The 16,359-nt window shown below is 54.7% G+C and carries 14 protein-coding genes and 2 pseudogenes; 6 read left to right on the top strand and 10 right to left on the bottom strand.

All coding sequences use genetic code 11. The features are described 5' to 3' along the window. A partial coding sequence (locus ADICEAN_RS21165; RefSeq protein WP_152426393.1) for a serine-rich family protein occupies window positions 1-2,079 on the bottom strand: 2,079 nt, incomplete at its 3' end. A gap of 1,048 nt (window positions 2,080-3,127) precedes the next feature. Between ADICEAN_RS21165 and ADICEAN_RS10725 the strand changes: the two genes are divergently transcribed. After that, window positions 3,128-3,745, top strand: a complete 618-nt coding sequence (locus tag ADICEAN_RS10725; RefSeq protein ID WP_009195612.1) for a hypothetical protein — start codon at window positions 3,128-3,130, stop codon at window positions 3,743-3,745. 11 nt (window positions 3,746-3,756) lie between these two features. Continuing rightward, window positions 3,757-4,484 (top strand): annotated as a pseudogene (locus tag ADICEAN_RS10730) (DUF3891 family protein). A 24-nt stretch (window positions 4,485-4,508) separates the two neighbouring features. Here ADICEAN_RS10730 and ADICEAN_RS10735 read toward each other — a convergent pair. The 8 genes from ADICEAN_RS10735 to ADICEAN_RS10770 form a co-directional block, all read right to left on the bottom strand. Further along, a complete protein-coding gene (locus ADICEAN_RS10735; protein WP_009195615.1) occupies window positions 4,509-4,970 on the bottom strand; it encodes a DUF4268 domain-containing protein in 462 nt (153 codons plus the stop codon). A 36-nt stretch (window positions 4,971-5,006) separates the two neighbouring features. After that, window positions 5,007-5,678: a hypothetical protein gene (locus ADICEAN_RS10740; RefSeq protein WP_161622691.1), complete on the bottom strand. Its 672-nt coding sequence runs from the start codon at window positions 5,676-5,678 to the stop codon at window positions 5,007-5,009. Beyond that, a complete protein-coding gene (locus tag ADICEAN_RS10745; RefSeq protein WP_009195617.1) occupies window positions 5,653-7,074 on the bottom strand; it encodes a hypothetical protein in 1,422 nt (473 codons plus the stop codon). The genes ADICEAN_RS10740 and ADICEAN_RS10745 overlap by 26 nt, the downstream gene beginning before the upstream one ends. A 137-nt stretch (window positions 7,075-7,211) precedes the next feature. Next, window positions 7,212-8,156, bottom strand: coding sequence for a citrulline utilization hydrolase CtlX (gene ctlX, locus ADICEAN_RS10750; RefSeq protein WP_009195618.1), 945 nt, complete (start codon window positions 8,154-8,156; stop codon window positions 7,212-7,214). Window positions 8,157-8,252: 96 nt separating this feature from the next. Next, the gene (locus ADICEAN_RS10755) at window positions 8,253-8,687 is read right to left on the bottom strand and encodes a hypothetical protein (protein WP_009195619.1); all 435 of its coding nucleotides are present in this window, start codon (window positions 8,685-8,687) and stop codon (window positions 8,253-8,255) included. A gap of 69 nt (window positions 8,688-8,756) precedes the next feature. Continuing rightward, on the bottom strand, window positions 8,757-9,179 hold the full coding sequence (locus ADICEAN_RS10760) for a hypothetical protein (protein ID WP_009195620.1): 423 nt from the start codon (window positions 9,177-9,179) through the stop codon (window positions 8,757-8,759). A 154-nt stretch (window positions 9,180-9,333) separates the two neighbouring features. Further along, on the bottom strand, window positions 9,334-10,521 hold the full coding sequence (nspC, locus tag ADICEAN_RS10765; protein ID WP_009195621.1) for a carboxynorspermidine decarboxylase: 1,188 nt from the start codon (window positions 10,519-10,521) through the stop codon (window positions 9,334-9,336). 245 nt (window positions 10,522-10,766) lie between these two features. Beyond that, a complete protein-coding gene (locus tag ADICEAN_RS10770; RefSeq protein ID WP_009195622.1) occupies window positions 10,767-11,981 on the bottom strand; it encodes a saccharopine dehydrogenase family protein in 1,215 nt (404 codons plus the stop codon). A gap of 260 nt (window positions 11,982-12,241) precedes the next feature. On the opposite strand from ADICEAN_RS10770, the gene ADICEAN_RS10775 reads away from it, so the two are divergent. Then, the gene (locus tag ADICEAN_RS10775; protein WP_040396742.1) at window positions 12,242-13,261 is read left to right on the top strand and encodes a patatin-like phospholipase family protein; all 1,020 of its coding nucleotides are present in this window, start codon (window positions 12,242-12,244) and stop codon (window positions 13,259-13,261) included. Between the two features lie 86 nt (window positions 13,262-13,347). On the opposite strand, the gene ADICEAN_RS23240 is transcribed toward ADICEAN_RS10775, so the two are convergent. Next, window positions 13,348-13,584: a hypothetical protein gene (locus ADICEAN_RS23240; RefSeq protein ID WP_236612897.1), complete on the bottom strand. Its 237-nt coding sequence runs from the start codon at window positions 13,582-13,584 to the stop codon at window positions 13,348-13,350. On the opposite strand from ADICEAN_RS23240, the pseudogene ADICEAN_RS10780 reads away from it, so the two are divergent. The 3 genes and pseudogenes from ADICEAN_RS10780 to ADICEAN_RS10790 all read left to right on the top strand — a co-directional run. Beyond that, window positions 13,480-14,091 (top strand): annotated as a pseudogene (locus tag ADICEAN_RS10780) (DNA alkylation repair protein); the annotation flags it as partial. The gene ADICEAN_RS23240 and the pseudogene ADICEAN_RS10780 sit on opposite strands and share 105 nt — an antisense overlap. A gap of 479 nt (window positions 14,092-14,570) precedes the next feature. Continuing rightward, a complete protein-coding gene (locus ADICEAN_RS10785) occupies window positions 14,571-15,149 on the top strand; it encodes a hypothetical protein (protein ID WP_040396731.1) in 579 nt (192 codons plus the stop codon). Between the two features lie 249 nt (window positions 15,150-15,398). After that, on the top strand, window positions 15,399-16,046 hold the full coding sequence (locus tag ADICEAN_RS10790) for a hypothetical protein (protein ID WP_009195626.1): 648 nt from the start codon (window positions 15,399-15,401) through the stop codon (window positions 16,044-16,046). The last annotated feature ends 313 nt before the right edge of the window (window positions 16,047-16,359 follow it).

Raw genomic sequence — 16,359 nt, forward strand, 5'->3', positions numbered from 1 at the left:
GCCGGAACCATAGTTACCGGAGCCATAGCTGGAAGAGCCGCCATAATTGCGGTCGCTATCGGTGCCACGGCTGTAGCCACCACCGTAGCTACCGCTCATGCCACCGCCAAAACGGTCGCTGTCGGAGCCGCGGCCCATGCCACTGCCGTACGAACGGTCACTATCGGAGCCGGCGCCCAGATTGCCGGATGAACCCCAGCTGGATGAGCCGCCATAGCTTGAACCGCTGATGCCGCCGCTCATGCCGCGGCTGCTGCGGTCGTCGTCTCGGTCCCAGCCGGATGAGCTGCCATAGCTGCTGCTGCCGCCGTAACCACCACGGTTGCGATCGGAGCTGCTGCCCATGCCGCTATCCCAGTTAGAAGAGCCGCCATAGCCGGAGCCGCTGCTCATGCCACGTCCTCTGTTGAAGGAGGAGTCGCCGTAGTCTGAATTGCTTCTTCTGCCATCGCCCATGCCGCTTTCGCCATAGCCGCCGCGGCTGCGATCGGAGCTGCCAGCTCCCCAGTTGCTACCGCCGCCATAGCTGCTGGAGCTGCCATAGCTACGGTCCCGGTCATAGCCGGAGCCGGAGCTGCTGCCCATGCTGCTTCCATAGTTGCGGTTGCGGTCGCTATCGCGGTCCCAGCTGCTGGAGCCGCTGCCCATACCACCGCTCATGCTGCTACCGCCAAACCCACGGTTGCGGTCAGATCCGCCAAAGTCGCGGTCTCTGCTGCTGCCATAGCTGCCGGTATCATAATTAGAGCCTGAGCTGTATCCACGGTAGCCCTGGTTACGATCGCTGTCGCGCTCCCAACCGCCACCACCGGAATTCCGGTTCTGATCTCGATCGTCGTTACGCATATAAGAAGAGTTTTGGTTTGAAAATTGATTTTGTGATGAGCCGGACTCGCCCATCTGGCTATAGCCGGAGCTTTGGCCGTAGCCGCCCGACATGCCCTGGCTGCTCATACCACCCTGGTACAAGCCGCTCTGCTGGCCGGAGCCAGAGCGCTGGTCGCCGGAGCGCTGGTCGCCATACTGCTGCTGCTGACCTCCGTACTGCTGCTGGCCTCCGTACTGCTGGCTGCCGCCCTGCTGCTCCTGGTTTCGCCAGTTTGAACCATGGCTTTGGCCCTGAGAAGAGCCCTGGCCGTAATTATGGCCGCCCTGGCCCTGCCCTGCACTGCTGCCCATGCCCCAGTTGTGGCCACCCTGGCCCTGGCCGCCAAAGCTGCTGCCCTGGTACTGGTTATAGGCATTCATTTGCTGGCCCTGCTCCTGGCCACCATAGCTTTGGGGCTGATCGCCTCCCTGAAAACGGCTCTGGTCGCTGGTAGAGCTTTGCCACTGGCGGTTGCTGTCTGACTGGCCACCAGAGTGCTGGCCACCAGAATGCTGGCCACCAGACTGCTGGCCCCAGTTGCTGCCCTGGTTTTGGCCCCACTGGCCGGAGCCGCTGCCACCGCCCATGCCCGAGGATTCTCCCCGGCCATAGCCGCCGGTATCCCAGCTGGCACTTTGCTGGCCCTGGCCACTAAACTGGCTGGCAGAGCTGCCATAGCCAAAGTTGCTGTTGCCCTGACCGGAACCGCCCTGATAGGAACTGCTCTGGCCAGACCCCTGCTGATTCCAGTCATTGCCCTGGCCCCAGCTTCTGTCAGAGCCTGAGCTGCTTCCCTGGTTTCGATTTGAATCCTGACCTCCCTGATTCCAGCTGTCGGACTGGCTGCCGCCGCTCGTGTTCCCTGAACTGCTGCCAGAGGTGTTGGTGGAGGAACCGGAAATCGAGCCAGACGATTTACCGCTGGTACTTGAGCCGGCCTTGCTGCTACCGGATATGCTGGTAGAGGATTTGCCGGTAGCGGATTTGGATGAGGCCGACTTGGAGCTGCCTCCGGTTTTGCTCATATCACTGCTGCCGGAGCTGGAACTGCTTCCGCTGGTGCTGCTGGTGCTGCTGCCGGAGATATCAGAAGAGGATTTTCCGCTCATATCGCCGGAGGATTTGCTGCTGTCTCCAGAGTAGCTCTGGGAAGAGGATGATTTCATATCCTCCTTATCGGACTGCGATTGATTCTTGTCTTTTGAAGCCATAAAAATGTAGGTTTGTTGTAAAAAATTCTGTTTTAACACTGTATTTCCCGGATCGTTAACGTGCTAAAGCCTTCTGCCGGCAAGCTGTTGTATCAGAAACGATACACCAACGCAAGCCGCTGAAACCCTTAGCCAGCTGCTGGCAGCCCTAAGATCCAGACCCGTGCGGATGCATTACTTAGCGTACTGTTCTGCGAACAGTCTACCGTACAGCCATTGCCAACAAGCGCCAATTGAGGTCTTTTGGATCAGGCTGCTGCTTTCTTATTTTTTTCGTTTGCGGAAGGCTGCACTCCGGCCTGTCTTTCTGCTACGGACAGCGGAACAGCGTATCGGTTGCGTTTCTGAGCATCTGCATTGCGGCGGGTTAGGCTGCATTGCACGTAGGTTGCTGTAGCATGTCCGCCCCGCCGGCAATGCCTGCTTGTGGGTGCGTACCTCCGCGGCTGAGGCTGTGGGAGAGATAAGAGAACGTACCTGCAGCAGCAAACATGCCGGCCTGTTGCCGGGCAGGTCTGCAGGTACCTGAGTATCGGATGCCCCCTGTAGGTAGCTGGCACTGCCACTTACTTGCTGGTGCGGCAGTGGCCTGTAGCGCCTGGGGCCTGGTTGAAGAGTGGTGTTTGCTACGCTTGGAAATGTGGGATTGGCGGGGCTGTTTCGCCTGCCGGCCAGGGCTTTTTCCATCGGGTTCAGGAAAAAAGCACAGGATGATATAGTAGCCGTTTCGTTCTGCACATGTGCCAGGATACTGGCTCCTCCAACGTTGATCATAGTCATCAAATCCCCACTAAAAATCACCTCTCAAAAAAATTTCAATCGATTGAATTAGAGCCAATAAGGCCCCGGGGTAGCGAGAGGTACCTGTAGTAGAAACAGGAACAGCATGGCTTGGTTTTTAAAAACAGGATTAATTTTGTGTGGTGCTTAGCAGGCATGGGTATCTGCCGCAGCTTTTCTCCCTGCCGTAAACAAAAATCGGGGAATGACTTTTTCGCCAAAACAATCTGGCGCTTCTGCATTTATAGAAGAAACGAATTCCTAGCATATGCCTACTGTAAGCGACTCTGGAAAAGCAGACTATTACGGGCTGGACCCCCATCCCTTTTTTAAGCGGGTAATTGACCGCCTGCCGGCGGGCCGGCTGCTGCTGGTAGGCGAGGTGGCCGGCCGCTATGCAACCTATGCCACCGAAGCCGGCTGGCAGGTACACACCCTTGTGTTTGATGCAGAAGACAAACAGCGCACCGATGCCCAGCTGCGCCAGGAGCAGTCCGATAGTACCAGCAGCCTGTACCAGGCCGGCCAGCCGCTCTGCCCCGGGCAGGAGTTTGATGCCGCCATTCTGCTGTTTGTGCAGCTGCCACAGGAGGCACGGCGCCCCCTGCACCATGCGCTCATTGAGTGCCTGAGCCCCCAGGGCGGCAACCTCTACCTGCTGGCCTACAGCCAAAATCAGCCCCAGGGCACCCGGGCGCCCATGCCCCAGATCCGCTATTCTGAAAAGGAGCTGGTAGACGACTTTAAGGGGCTGCAAATAGATCTGCTGCAGGAGGAGGAAGAAAAAATACCGGCCACCAAGGAGCTCGTAAAGCTGCTGCAGCTTAGTGCGGTACGCAACCTGCACCACAGCAGCGATTCGGTAAGCCTGTCGCTCAAGGGCTAAGTGCTGCGGCTATGATTGTAAATGCAAGCAAGGGGGGCTGGGAGGTAATCTTTCAGCGGGCACACGAACTGCTGGCCATGCAGCTGGGCTGGCACTGGCGGCCGGAGCAGCGCCCTCACTTCTGGCTGGAAACGCTGGCCGCCATTGGTGATCATGACAATGAGCAGGATGCCTGGCATGGCCGGGATCACCTGACCAAGGCCGGCGCCCCATTGATTTCAGCCAGAAGGAGTTTTCGCTGCAGCAGGCCGCAAGCGTTGTAGAAGTGGCACAGTATAAAAGCCGTTATGTAGCCCTGCTCATCAGCATGCATATTTCCTATTTGTATGAAAGCCTCAGGGGCAGCCAAAAACAGATCGACCAGCTGCTGGATGAGCAAAAGCGGCAGCAGCAGCAGTGGCGCCGATCGCTGAAGCTCAGCAAAGAAAAGGCCGAAGCGGCCTACCGCCTGCTGCACTGGTGCGACCGCTGCTCGCTGATCCTGTGCCGCCGGCAGCTGCCCGAAGATGAGCGCCGCCTGGAAGTATTTCAGGGTCCCGATAGAACGGTATACCATCTCTGGCAGCGGCAAAAGGATCAGAGCATTGGGGTAGAGCCCTGGCCTTTTCTGGAAAAAGAATTTGAGGTGTGGGTAGAGGCGCGCACGCTTTCGCAGCTGGAATTTAAGGACGATGGAGCGCTTGCCCGGGCCCTGGCCGAGGCTAAAGTGGAAGAGCGGCGGTGGCTGTTTCGAAAATAGGGGTAGTCACACAGCGTTTGTTCCTTATTCTGCCAGGTCAATAAAGGCCTCCCGAAAATCGGCCCAGAAGGCATCAAAGCCCAGCAGGTATTTTTCAAAGAAGGGAAAGATCTGGTGCCAGTCATCTTCCCGGTACAGGCTTACGCCCTCCAGCTTCTGGTAGAGGCGGGCAATGGGGCGTCCGCTATCCAGCGTATAGGCCGGTTCCCAGAGCAGGGGGCCAGTCTGCAGCTCCAGCATTTTTTTGAATTCCTCAAACTGCTCCCAAAAAAGCTGGCGTACCCCCTCATCTGTATGCTGAATATCAATGGCGGCCAGCGCCCCCTTGCCGCCGGCCTCTATCCGGAAGAAAATATCCTTTACGCCGGTGCGGTAGTTGAGCCACTGCCGGGCCCCCTCGGCCTGGGGCTGGTGGCGGCGCATATAGGTGCCAAACAGGGTGTAAAAACGTTCGTTCCAGGCTTTGGCTTCATCTCGGGAGAACATCGCTATAGGGTTTTACAGGGCAATCATTTTTACTACTTACGGAAAGCTGAGGCCCATGCCAAAGGCAATGCCCGAAAAATCCAAGGCCGGCTGCTCAGTACCCTTTCTGCCGGGACTCATAATGGTAGCAATAAGCCGGTAGCGCAGGTCGGCTGTCCAGCCCTGGGTAGCGTAGCCCAGTTCCAGCCGCAGACCCGATGCCTTGTTATCATAGCCTTTTCCATACAGAAGGCTGTTATAGCGCAGCGAATGGTACTGAAAGGCAGGACTAATGTACCAGTAGGCATTTGGCAGCTGGCCTCTATAGTGAACGGCTAGGCCCGGCGAAAAACGCCACAGGCTGTAAACCCTGGTTTCCATATTGGCAGACACATCCTGCAGGGATTTGCTGGCCACGGCTCCCTCCAGCAGGGGGCCTGCCGACCATGCATTCTTTAGGGGTATGCGTACTGCCACATCGGCCATTACATAAAGGTTCAGGTCTGTGGAGCCCGCTATGGCCCATTGAGAGGATAGTTCCTGTTTAATGCGCTCGTTTAGCTCCCTGGGTGCTGCATAGCCCATGCCCACTCCAAGCGTTACTCCTATTGGTCTGGCCCTGACTGCTGTTTGGGTAGTATCCTTAAAAACCACCTGTGCCTGCCCCGGCTGCAGGCAGAACAGCAGCAGTAGCATGCTTACGCTAGCGGCGAGATGTATTGGAAACATGAGGAACGGGATGATGGATCTTGAACCGCTGCAGGCGGTATTCATTCTTTGATTTATCGCTGATATAAGCTATGAAATAGCGATTGCTACTATACAGTATGTACTCCAGGGGCGCCATCTGGCCTATTGGTCTGGGCTGCAGGTTGTCTTGTGCAGCAAGCGGGATGGTATAGGCCTGATCCTTTACCTGTAACAGTAGCTCGCCGTCTCTTGCTCCCCGATAGCGAAAAGCTCCTGCCTTTCCATACAGATCAGCAAATACAAAGGGGGATAAATGGGTGCTTATGGTATATCTGGAGGGGGGGAGCGAAAGCACCTGCTGCATGCTGCTTGGCTCATCCAGCGGGCGGATCACCACATCCCGGGTAGTTAGGGTAGCTTTGGAAATGTAAAGAGTGCCCAGCGTAAGCAGGCCGGTGGCTACGCCAACGAGCATGTGCTCGCCGAAGGTAGTTGTTCGAAAGGTTTCGCCAACGGCATAAAGCTTTCCATCTGCTTCTACTACATCATGCCAGTAGATCCGTTTTTGACCATTGGCCAGCTGCCGTTCTTCCAGCTGTTCGCCCTGCGCATTATAGCGGGCCAGGTACAGGCTGCCAGAGGTGTGATTATCAAGCTTCCTGCCCGGGTAACTACGGCCTATAAAGGTAAGGGTATCACCTGTGGCACTAATGCTCAGTCGATTGGTAGTGATGGTTTCTGCGGCAGATCCTGGTGAAAAACTGCTGGCAACCTGGTCGGTGTGGGCATTTAGTACAACTACCTTCTCCTGGTGTTTTCGCAAGCTCAACGACTCCTGCGCAAACACAAACAGCCTGTCGCCCCGAACATGTAGCCCTGGGACTATTCTCCGCTCTATTGGGCTGGTATATTCCCAGGCCATGGTGCCCTCCTGTAGTAGTTTAAGTACGGTAAACTGTTTTTTATGCTCACTAAAGATCAGGTAAAAGGCAGGGTCTTGGGTATCGCCGTAGAGTTGGGTGGCGTGCTGGTGTATATTATGTAGGCCACCCCATCTTCCGCTAAGCGAATGCTGACCGGTAATGGTGCCTGCCTGGTCGGTTATTACCAGCAGGGCTTCTTTTGCTTTCCCTCTTGGCATCAGCAGGTGCGCATAATAGTTGCCCGCCTTACTCACTTTTAATACCTTAAATTCAAAGGGAAGCTTGGTTTGAAATGTCTGGCTTACCTGCAAAAGCGTGTCGTACAGTACAGTGCGCAGGCTGGTGTGCTCTTTGTCCGGTTTGAGACTATAGGTCATCAACAGCTCATTGGCCGATAGCTGCTGGTGGGCCACACCGGCAGGAAAATGAAGATCTTGTACGGAAATAAACTGAGCCTGAAGGGGAGCTACGGCCAGCCAGCAGACCGCAAGGAGCAGGAATCTTTTCCTCATAATGGAGTTGTTAGTCAAAGCATCGGCCTCAATATAACAAATATTATGTGCTCTCAAAAGTATGAGGCGCCTATATGCTTACTGAGCAGCCCAATAGGGTGTACGCTGGTTTTTGGGTTGTTGCTCAGATAGGGGGATCAGGAGATGGTGCTAAGTTTGCCGGCCTGTGTTTCTTTTTTGGACAGCACCACTTCGGCAATCATGCAGCGGGCGCTGCCGCCCCCCAGGGCTTCAATGGTGGGAATAGGGGCACATACAAGGGTGTATGTTTGCTGAATCTGTTGCTTTTGCAGGGTGGTAAGGGCCGTGCTGGCTACCTGGCTCATCACCAGCAGAGACTCCCCTTTACGATTTACTACCTCCAGCATATTGCCACAAAAGCGGCTCATCTGATCGGGCGAAAACACCACCAGTTGCTTGCCGGTCATTTCCAGACGTTGCTTCACTGTTTGCCGCTCCTGCGGGTTAAGGATGCTCTCCAGTGCAATGCCCACCACCCCTTTGCCCAGCCACATCACCACATTGGTATGGTACACGGGCGAGCCGCCTGCATCTACGGCTGTAAAGGGCACCAGCTCATAGCCCAGCCGGTAGGCCCATTCCTGCAGGGGGGTGGCGTGGGTGCGGGGACTCAGGCAGGCATAGGCGATCTTATTTTCCCGATCCAGCACCAGGCTGCCGGTGCCCTCCAGGTACTGGCCGCAGGCTTCGTAATGGGTAAGGTCAATGATTTCGGTAATCTCAAACTGCTCCCGCAGGGCCTCGATCAGCTCGGGGCGCCGCTCCAGGCGGCGGTTGGCCGACAGCATGGGGTAGAGTACCAGTTTGCCCCCTTCATGTGTGCTGAACCAGTTATTGGGAAAGACCGCGCAGGTTTTGCGGGGCTGGGGGCTGTCGTCCATCACCAGCAGGTCTACCTCCTGCTCCCGCAGGGCTGCCACCAGTCCATCAAATTCCTGCAGGGCTTTTTGCTGCACCTGCTCCAGCTCCCGGGGCTCGGGTAGCTGCTGGTAGCTGTTGGATGCGGCTGTTTCAATGTTGTAGCCAAAACAGGCCGGGCGAATCATCAGGTAATGCGGCATGGGGTGGGGGTGCTGGGGGCTGATGCCAGCAGGTAATGAAGATACGCAAAAGCTGCGTTTTTAGATGCTTCCGCTGCCTCCTTTGCTGCGGTATTTTTAGTCCGGCAAAAAGCGATACCGAATACCCCAGCTGCCGCGCAGCAGTTTAAAATGGTCCGTATCGATCTGAGGAGCCACCTCCATGTGAAAACCAAACCTTTTGCGCTCAAAGGGAAAGAGGTTCAGGCCTAGCGGCACCACCAGTGCCGCATCGGTGGCGTAGTAGCCTGTATAGAGCCCCAGGCCTAAACCAGTGTAAAACTCATAGTCGGGCCTGTTGAGCAGCTGGTAGTTCAGGGCCAGCTCGGTATAATACCCATCGCTCACATTAATATTGGCGGCAAAGCGCAGCTCCGGCAAAAAACGCTCCCCCAGCTCGTAGCCTACAGCTATCAGGGGCAGGTTGCTTTGGTGATAGCCTACGCTAAGTTGTGCCCAGGCCGAAGTGGCTGCCCCAACGACAAGGGCAGCCGTAATCCATAGGTTTTTCATGGGAGAGAAGTGGGTCCGTAGCAAAAGATGATGCTTTTGGAGCACTTAACCCGCAAAGCGGCCTGGAAGTTATTCGTTTCCCAAAAAACGATAGCGAATACCCCAGCTCCCGCGCAGCACCAGGCCCGATTCTACTACCAGAATGGGGGCCAGCTCTAAGTGAAAACCAAAGGCCTTTCTTTCCAGGGGATACAGGTTGAGGCCCAGAGGCAGGAGCGGACCCTGAAAGGCATTGGCCCGGTAGCCCAGCCCTGCATACACCTCATAGCTGCTTTTGTCCAGAACCTGATAGCTAAGCACCAGCTCCGGCGAAAAGTCTTCTTCCAGGTCAATGTCCGTTGCCAGGCGCAGCTCGGGCATCAGGCGCCCCTTTATTTCATAGCCGATGGCTAACATGGGCAAACTGGACTGGTGGTAGCCTACGCTCAGCTGGGCAAATGATGAGATAGAAGCGGTCAGCAGGAGCGCCACACAAAAAAAGAGGGGTTTCATAGTGGGGAATCTATTGTAAAGAAAGGGTTAGTACGCTAAGCTAACACTAGCTACCGAAAACTCAAGGTGCTTTCCTGCTTTTATGGAAACCAAGGGGTAGGCAAGAAAAAAAGGGGCCATTTCGGCCCCTTTCTCTACATGCTTCTGCAACTGCTTAGCTCAGTCTATCCTTATAGCTCTCATACCCAAAGCTTTTCACCAGCTGAAAGCGCCCCTCTTCTTTCCAGATGCCAATGGAGGGCAGCTGCACCCCATTGAAGTTGGTGGTTTTTACCATGGTGTAGTGGATCATGTCGTTGAAGATCAGGGGGTCGCCAATCTGCGGCTCCTGATCAAACTGGTAGTCGCCTACAAAATCGCCGGCCAGGCAGGTGCCGCCGCCAATGCGCCAGGGGGCCACTTCATTATTGGTGCGGCCCGTTTGGGGAGCATCGCCGGCGCCCAGTACCTTGGGCTTGTAGGGCATCTCGATGCAGTCGGGCATGTGGGCGCTTACCGAGGCATCCATCACAATCACATTGATGCCCTGCGAATCCATAATGTCCAGCACCTTGGCCCGCAGGTAGCCGGTTTGCCAGCCTACGGCCTCGCCCGGCTCCAGGATCACCTGCACATTGTAGGTTGACTTAATGTATTTGATCAGGGCAATGAGGCGGTCGATCTCGTAATCGGCCCGGGTTATGTGGTGGCCGCCGCCCAGGTTGAGCCATTTGGCCTGGTGCAGCAGGGGGGCAAAGCGGTCTTCTACCGCCTTAAAGGTGCGCTCCAGGGCATCGGCATTGTTTTCGCACAGGGTATGGAAGTGCACCCCCTCCATGCCTTCGGGCAGCCGGTCGCCAATGTGGTTGGCCGTAGTGCCCAGGCGGGAGCCGGGTATGCAGGGGTTGTACAGGTCTACCTCTACCTCGGAGTACTGCGGATTGACCCGGATGCCGCAGCTGATGCCGGCGGCCAGCGCCCGCTCCCTGTATTGGTTCCACTGGTTAAGGCTATTGAAGACGATATGGCTGCAGATCTGCTCCAGTTCGGGCCAGTCTTCTTCCCGGTAGGCCGGGGCCGTCAGGTGGGCCTTTACCCCCATCTCTTCCCAGATCAGCTTGGCCTCGTGCAGGGAAGAAGCGGTGCCGCCCGGCAGGTACTCCCGCACCAGCGGAAAGGTGCTCCACATGGCAAAGCCCTTGAGGGCGCAGATGATCTCGCAGCCGGCCTCGTCCATCACATGGCGCAGCACCTGCAGGTTGTAGCGCAGCAGCCGCTCCTCCAGCACAAAGCAGGGAGAGGGCACCTGGCTAAAATCGGTCTGTGGCGTTTTATCGAAGGGAAATTTTTCGCTGGTCGTCATAGGGGGATATTGGACAATGGACAATGGACAGTAGACTTAGCTGGCGCCCCCTTTGTTGGTGTTCTCACCAACAAACAGACACTCAAGAAGCCCCGTCAGAAAGTAAGCGCGGCTTGTTGGTGAGAACACCAACAAGGGGAACCTGTAGTGAGTTACTCGCCGATGGATATCGTGCTCTTTTAAAAAGTGAAATGGATAGCCAACCCTTCTTGAGGTATCGGCTATCCATTTGAGAATAAACAAAACTAGTTAGGATATTCGTGCGGCAGGTCTACGCCTGTTTTCTCATGCCAGGGCAGGCCGTGCTTGTTCATCATGTCCATGAAGGGGTCCGGATCCAGCTGCTCTACGTTGTATACGCCGGGCTTCATCCAGATGCCTTTCAGCATCAGGGCGGCACCAATCATGGCCGGTACGCCGGTGGTATAGCTTACCCCCTGGGCGCCGGTTTCCTTATAGGCGGCCTCGTGGCTGCAGTTGTTCCACACAAAGTAGGTCTTGTCTTTTCCGTCCTTTATGCCCTTGATCTGGCAGCCGATGGAGGTTTCGCCGGTGTAGTTCTCGCCCAGCTCATCGGGGGCGGGCAGTACGGCCTTCAGGAATTCCAGCGGAATAATGTCCTGGCCCTGGAAGCGCACGGGGTCGATGCGGGTCATGCCCACATTTTGCAGCACCTGCAGGTGGGTGATATAGGCCTGTCCGAAGGTCATCCAGAAGCGGGCGCGCTTGATGGTGGGGAAGTGCTTCACCAGCGACTCCAGCTCTTCATGAAAGAGCAGGTAGCTTTCTTTGGGGCCGATGCCGGGATAGTCGATGGGCTTGTGAATGCTCATGGGCTCAATCTCGATCCACTGTCCCCCTTCCCAATACTTGCCCTTTTGGGTAATTTCCCGGATGTTGATCTCGGGGTTGAAGTTGGTGGCAAAGGCCTTGCCATGGTCGCCGGCATTGCAGTCTACAATGTCCAGGTAATGGATCTCATCAAAGTGGTGCTTGGCCGCATGGGCGGTAAAGGCCTGCGTAGCGCCGGGGTCAAACCCGCAACCGAGCAGGGCCATCAGGCCTTTTTGCTTGAAGCGGTCCTGGTAGGCCCACTGCCAGCTGTATTCAAATTTAGCTTCTTCTTTGGGCTCGTAGTTGGCCGTATCCAGGTAGTGCACCCCATATTCCAGACAGGCATCCATGATGGGAAGGTCCTGGTAGGGCAGCGCTACGTTAATGACCAGATCGGGCTGAAAGCTGTTGAACAGCTGCACCAGCGCCTGCACATTGTCGGCATCTACCTGAGCCGTTTTTATTTTTACGCCAAAGCGTTTTTCAGTATCCTGGGCAATGCGCTCTACTTTAGAGAGGGTACGGCTGGCCAGCATAATGTCGGTAAAAACCTCGGGGAGCTGGGCGCACTTCTTCACCACTACGGTGCCAACACCTCCTGCGCCGATAATCAATACTTTTCCCATCCTGATGCGAGTTTAAGTTCTTAGGTATAAAAAAGCTGATGCAAAAATTGTTGGGCAATATTAGGAAAAATTAGTGAGAAGGGAGCCAGCCCGCAGGAGATATCCCAGCCGGGACAGGTGGGCCTGTGCCATAGTTTCTACCAGCATGGCATACTGGTGTAAATGGTTATATTTGCTTGGTTGGATGGGGTTCTGCCGGGCCAGACCGCCTGTGCTGCCGATGATACCGGGGCTAAATGATCCTGCCTCAGGATAACGCCATGAAAACAACGCTATGTATCTCTTTTATTCTACTGGCGCTTTGGGGTAATGCTCAACCTGCCACCCCCTACAAAAATCTGGTTTTTGAAGGGGCCGGCATTCGGGGGCTTGCCTATGGGGGTGCTATTGAAGTACTGGAAGAGAAAGGTGTACTGGCCGGAATTGAGAAGGTGGGCGGCACCTCGGCCGGCGCCATTACGGCCATGCTGCTGGCCCTGGGCTATAGTGCCTCCGAAATTACCGAGCTGGTGTACCGTACCCGGTTCAATCGCTTTAACAGCGGCCGCTTTTTCTTTGTGGGGGGCCTCTACCGCATGCATACCCGCTACGGCTGGTATAGGGGCGATAAATTCTCGGCCTGGCTGGAAAACGCCATTCGCCACAAAACCGGCAATGCCGACATAACCTTTGCAGACCTTCGGGCTCAGGGATATAAAGACCTCTACATTACCGCCACCTGCCTGAACCGGCAGCAACTGCTGGTATTTTCCGCCGAGAGCTATCCGCACATGAAAATCAAAGATGCCGTGCGGATTTCCATGTCGGTGCCACTGTATTTCGAGGCCGTATTCATAGATCAGACAGGCCGGGTAATTCCCCGGCCCACCGATACCCGGGAGCTGGACCTGGTAATGGATGGCGGCATTACCGCTAATTTTCCCCTATTTCTTTTTGATAGCACCGTTCAGGTCGGGCAGCAAACGCAGCGCCTTGCTAACCCGGCTACCCTGGGCATTCGCATCGATACCGACACCCAAATAGCGCTGGATAGGCAGGATAGAAGCCTGGAGCAGTACCCCATATCCAGCCTGCAGGGATACATGCAGGCTTTTTATGTATATGTGCTTGAAAGCCTGAACCGCCCCCAGCTAACCGAGGCCGACTGGCAGCGCACCATCTCCGTATCGTCGGCTGGGGTAGGCCCAAGGGTAAAGCGGCTTTCGATGGCCCAAAAGCAGGCGCTGCTCGATAGCGGCCGTACGGGGGTACTAACCTTTTTGACCAGTGACTCCCCCTAGCATTTCGGCTTGTGCAGTAGTTTTTGCAGTAGTTGTCTGTTATTCGGGAAGCGTCGGCCTAAGGCCATTGGAGCCCCCTTTCTACCTTATCCCATGAACACTCCCAACACCCCCCTTGCCCAGGTACAGCAGGCCCTTCGCCAGCGCATCAATCCCGAAAAGGCTCTGCCTATCCCAAATTCTTTCAGGCGCAGCCGGGCGGCTATGGCCAGGGCGATCAGTTTCTGGGCGTCACCGTACCCCTTACCCGGGAGGTTGCGGGCGCCTACTGGCAGGCCTTTGCGCCGCAGGAGCTTGGCCCCCTGCTGCTGAGTCCCTGGCATGAAGAGCGGCTCTGCGGCCTGTTTATGCTCATAGAACTGTATAAGAAGAGTAGGACCGATGCGGCAAAGGAAGCCTGCATCCGGGTGTACCTGCAGCACCTGTCCGGGGTCAATAACTGGGATCTGGTAGATAGCAGCGCCTATACTCTGCTGGGCCACTGGCTGCTGAAGCGCGACCGCTCCCTGCTCTATGCCTTTGCAGCCGGGGGCGAGCTTTGGAAACAGCGCATTGCCGTGGTGGCTACCCTGGCCTTTATCCGCACCGGGCAGTACACCGATACGCTGCTGCTGGCCGAAAAGCTCATGCAACACCCCCACCCCCTGATGCACAAGGCCCTGGGCTGGATGCTGCGGGAAATCGGCAAACGGGATGAGCCGGTGTTGGTAGAATTTCTGGACCAGCACCACCGCCATATACCCCGCACCATGCTGCGCTATGCTATTGAGCGCTTTCCGGAAGGGGTGCGGCAGGGATATTTAAAGGGGATCCCTACTGATACTGCTTAACTGCCATTAGTGCTCAGCCTATTTCTCAAACTGCTTCCCTTGCCGGGGAGCACCTACCTTACCTTACGCCTGTTTCTTTTGCTTTGCCTATTCCCTAGTTAAAGTCTTTTATGAGGTAGTATGAGCTGGTCCAGACAAAACCAGATTATTTCTTAGCCCGACCTTACTAAAACTCCCTTCTGTAAGGTTTTATACCACCACAAAACAATAGTCGCAGCTGGTTGGAGGGGCAACGTTAGGGCAGCACACTCCTTCATTTTTGGCTAGGGCGTCTGCAAGGGCCTGCAGGCACTATTTTTCAGAGTATTGAGAGGGGCTGTTGGGGACCTTTTCCAGCGCTGCGTGGGCAATGCGCTCCCTACTGCTTTTTACCAAAAAGCCCGCTCTGCTTTAATCATATCAATTAAATTACACCCTATAGGAGCTTTGTGACCCTTTAGCCAATTTGCATCAATCAAATAACCCTTTAATTACTAAAAATGAAAAAACTACTTTACTTGGCCTGCATGGTAGGACTGATTGGTGCAACCTCTTGTAAAAAAGATGATGAAAACGGTCCAGTAAATCAAACGACTTTTGATGGTAAAGCCTATACTATTAAGAGTAGTATGGTTCAGGACTACGGCAGTTGGGATGGTCACTACAATTATGACTTCTATTTAAGTGACGCTACAGTGCTGGACAGTCAAGCTGATGAATTGGATGGCAAAATATTGATTTATCTGGAGCTATTCTCTGCCGGTGAAGAAAGATTCCAAACTGGTACTTTTAACTTTGACGTTACAGGCGAAGTAGATGGCAAAAATTACTTCAATTATGCTGAGTTAGTGTATGATTCTAACAACAATAGTAAGTTAGATGAAGGAGACACCTGGTTGGAGGCTACAGCCGGTAAAGTAACCGTGTCTGGCACCAGTCCAAACTATACTGTTTCATATGATCTGACGTTCCCGAATAATAAGAAACTGGTGGGCTCCTATACCGGTACCCATCAAATTTACGAAGTTGGTTCAGCTTATCCTGAGGGTGAGCGCAGCAGCAAAAAGCGTTTGTTCTAAGCAGACACACTGCACACGCTAAGGGCGTGTTCCTACCTCCTGCAGCGGACTTATGAGCCTGCTGCAGGAGGTTTTTTTATACCTTCATTCATGCAGGTATCTCTAGGGGGCTGTTTTTGGCCGTTTGCTGTACCTTTTCGCTATCTCAGCCTGCATTTGGGGGCCGTTTTAAATAAATATACCTTATCTGCCGCAAGCCTCAGGTAATTTTAGTACCTTAACTATCATACACTTACATTTTTTAACGCTATGAAAACGCTTTTTCACCTCGGGGCCATGCTGCTGATCCTGGCCACTGTTTCCTGCAAAGACGATGATGGCGGCGGTGCGCCTGCCGAACCAGAAAACAGCTTTTCCTTTGATGGAAAAACCTACCAGATGAACTATGGCTTCATAGAAGACTGGGGGCCCGCCAATGTGTCCATGGAAGGAGAAGAAGACACCCACTACAATTACGATTTCTATCTGACGGATGCTACCGTTACCCCTTCGGGAGCCCAGGGCCTCACCTATCTGCTATATAGTGAACTGTACTCGTCGGGCAGCGGCAATTTCCAGACCGGCACCTTCAAGTGGGTGGATCATGAAAACCTGACGGAAGACGATGTGAACAACGCCAACTTTTTTGTGGCCCTTCTGGCAGAGGACGGTAATGGCGATGGCGACCTGGGGGATAGCCAGGACCGTTTCCACGAGCCCACCGGCGGCACCATTACCGTTTCAGGCACGGATTTAAGCGCTTATACCATTACCTACGATTTACGTTTTTCAGACAACCGGCGGCTTCAGGGCTCTTATACCGGTGAATTTGACTACTTCGATGAACGGGATGGCGAACGAGCCCCTACAAACGACTGGCGGAAACTGGAGAAGAAACACCCCCTCATCTTTAAGTAAAGGCATCCCAAAATCAAAGACTATCCCGGATTTTTAAGCGGGAGTATTCCCACAAGAGGCCTCGGAATGAACCCTGAGGCCTTTTATGGTACTATGCGATGGTGTACCAGGGTAGAAGAGAAATAAGGTCGTTCTTTGTGTTTTTGGGTATAATCAGGATACTGAGCCCCACCTAGTCCCAAAAATTTCGGGTTGGCCAACGCTTGTTTCCCAAGGCCCCTCATTGGACCCCATGCCCCCTTCCTGCAGGCTTTGCGCTTGCAGAAACTGCCTTTCAGCCTGAATTTTATCCGCTTGTATATATAATTATTCG

This window comes from Cesiribacter andamanensis AMV16 (genome assembly GCF_000348925.1).
Lineage (GTDB): Bacteria > Bacteroidota > Bacteroidia > Cytophagales > Cyclobacteriaceae > Cesiribacter > Cesiribacter andamanensis.

Coding starts and splice junctions, on each gene's coding strand:
- ADICEAN_RS10740 (WP_161622691.1), bottom strand. CDS start 5,678: ATGTTTCCAATACATCTCGCCGCTAGCGTAAGCATGCTACTGCTGCTG.
- nspC (WP_009195621.1), bottom strand. CDS start 10,521: ATGACGACCAGCGAAAAATTTCCCTTCGATAAAACGCCACAGACCGAT.
- ADICEAN_RS10755 (WP_009195619.1), bottom strand. CDS start 8,687: ATGAAAAACCTATGGATTACGGCTGCCCTTGTCGTTGGGGCAGCCACT.
- ADICEAN_RS10735 (WP_009195615.1), bottom strand. CDS start 4,970: ATGTTCTCCCGAGATGAAGCCAAAGCCTGGAACGAACGTTTTTACACC.
- ADICEAN_RS10745 (WP_009195617.1), bottom strand. CDS start 7,074: ATGAGGAAAAGATTCCTGCTCCTTGCGGTCTGCTGGCTGGCCGTAGCT.
- ADICEAN_RS10775 (WP_040396742.1), top strand. CDS start 12,242: ATGAAAACAACGCTATGTATCTCTTTTATTCTACTGGCGCTTTGGGGT.
- ADICEAN_RS10790 (WP_009195626.1), top strand. CDS start 15,399: ATGAAAACGCTTTTTCACCTCGGGGCCATGCTGCTGATCCTGGCCACT.
- ADICEAN_RS10785 (WP_040396731.1), top strand. CDS start 14,571: ATGAAAAAACTACTTTACTTGGCCTGCATGGTAGGACTGATTGGTGCA.
- ADICEAN_RS10760 (WP_009195620.1), bottom strand. CDS start 9,179: ATGAAACCCCTCTTTTTTTGTGTGGCGCTCCTGCTGACCGCTTCTATC.
- ADICEAN_RS10725 (WP_009195612.1), top strand. CDS start 3,128: ATGCCTACTGTAAGCGACTCTGGAAAAGCAGACTATTACGGGCTGGAC.
- ADICEAN_RS10770 (WP_009195622.1), bottom strand. CDS start 11,981: ATGGGAAAAGTATTGATTATCGGCGCAGGAGGTGTTGGCACCGTAGTG.
- ctlX (WP_009195618.1), bottom strand. CDS start 8,156: ATGCCGCATTACCTGATGATTCGCCCGGCCTGTTTTGGCTACAACATT.
- ADICEAN_RS23240 (WP_236612897.1), bottom strand. CDS start 13,584: ATGCCAGGGACTCAGCAGCAGGGGGCCAAGCTCCTGCGGCGCAAAGGC.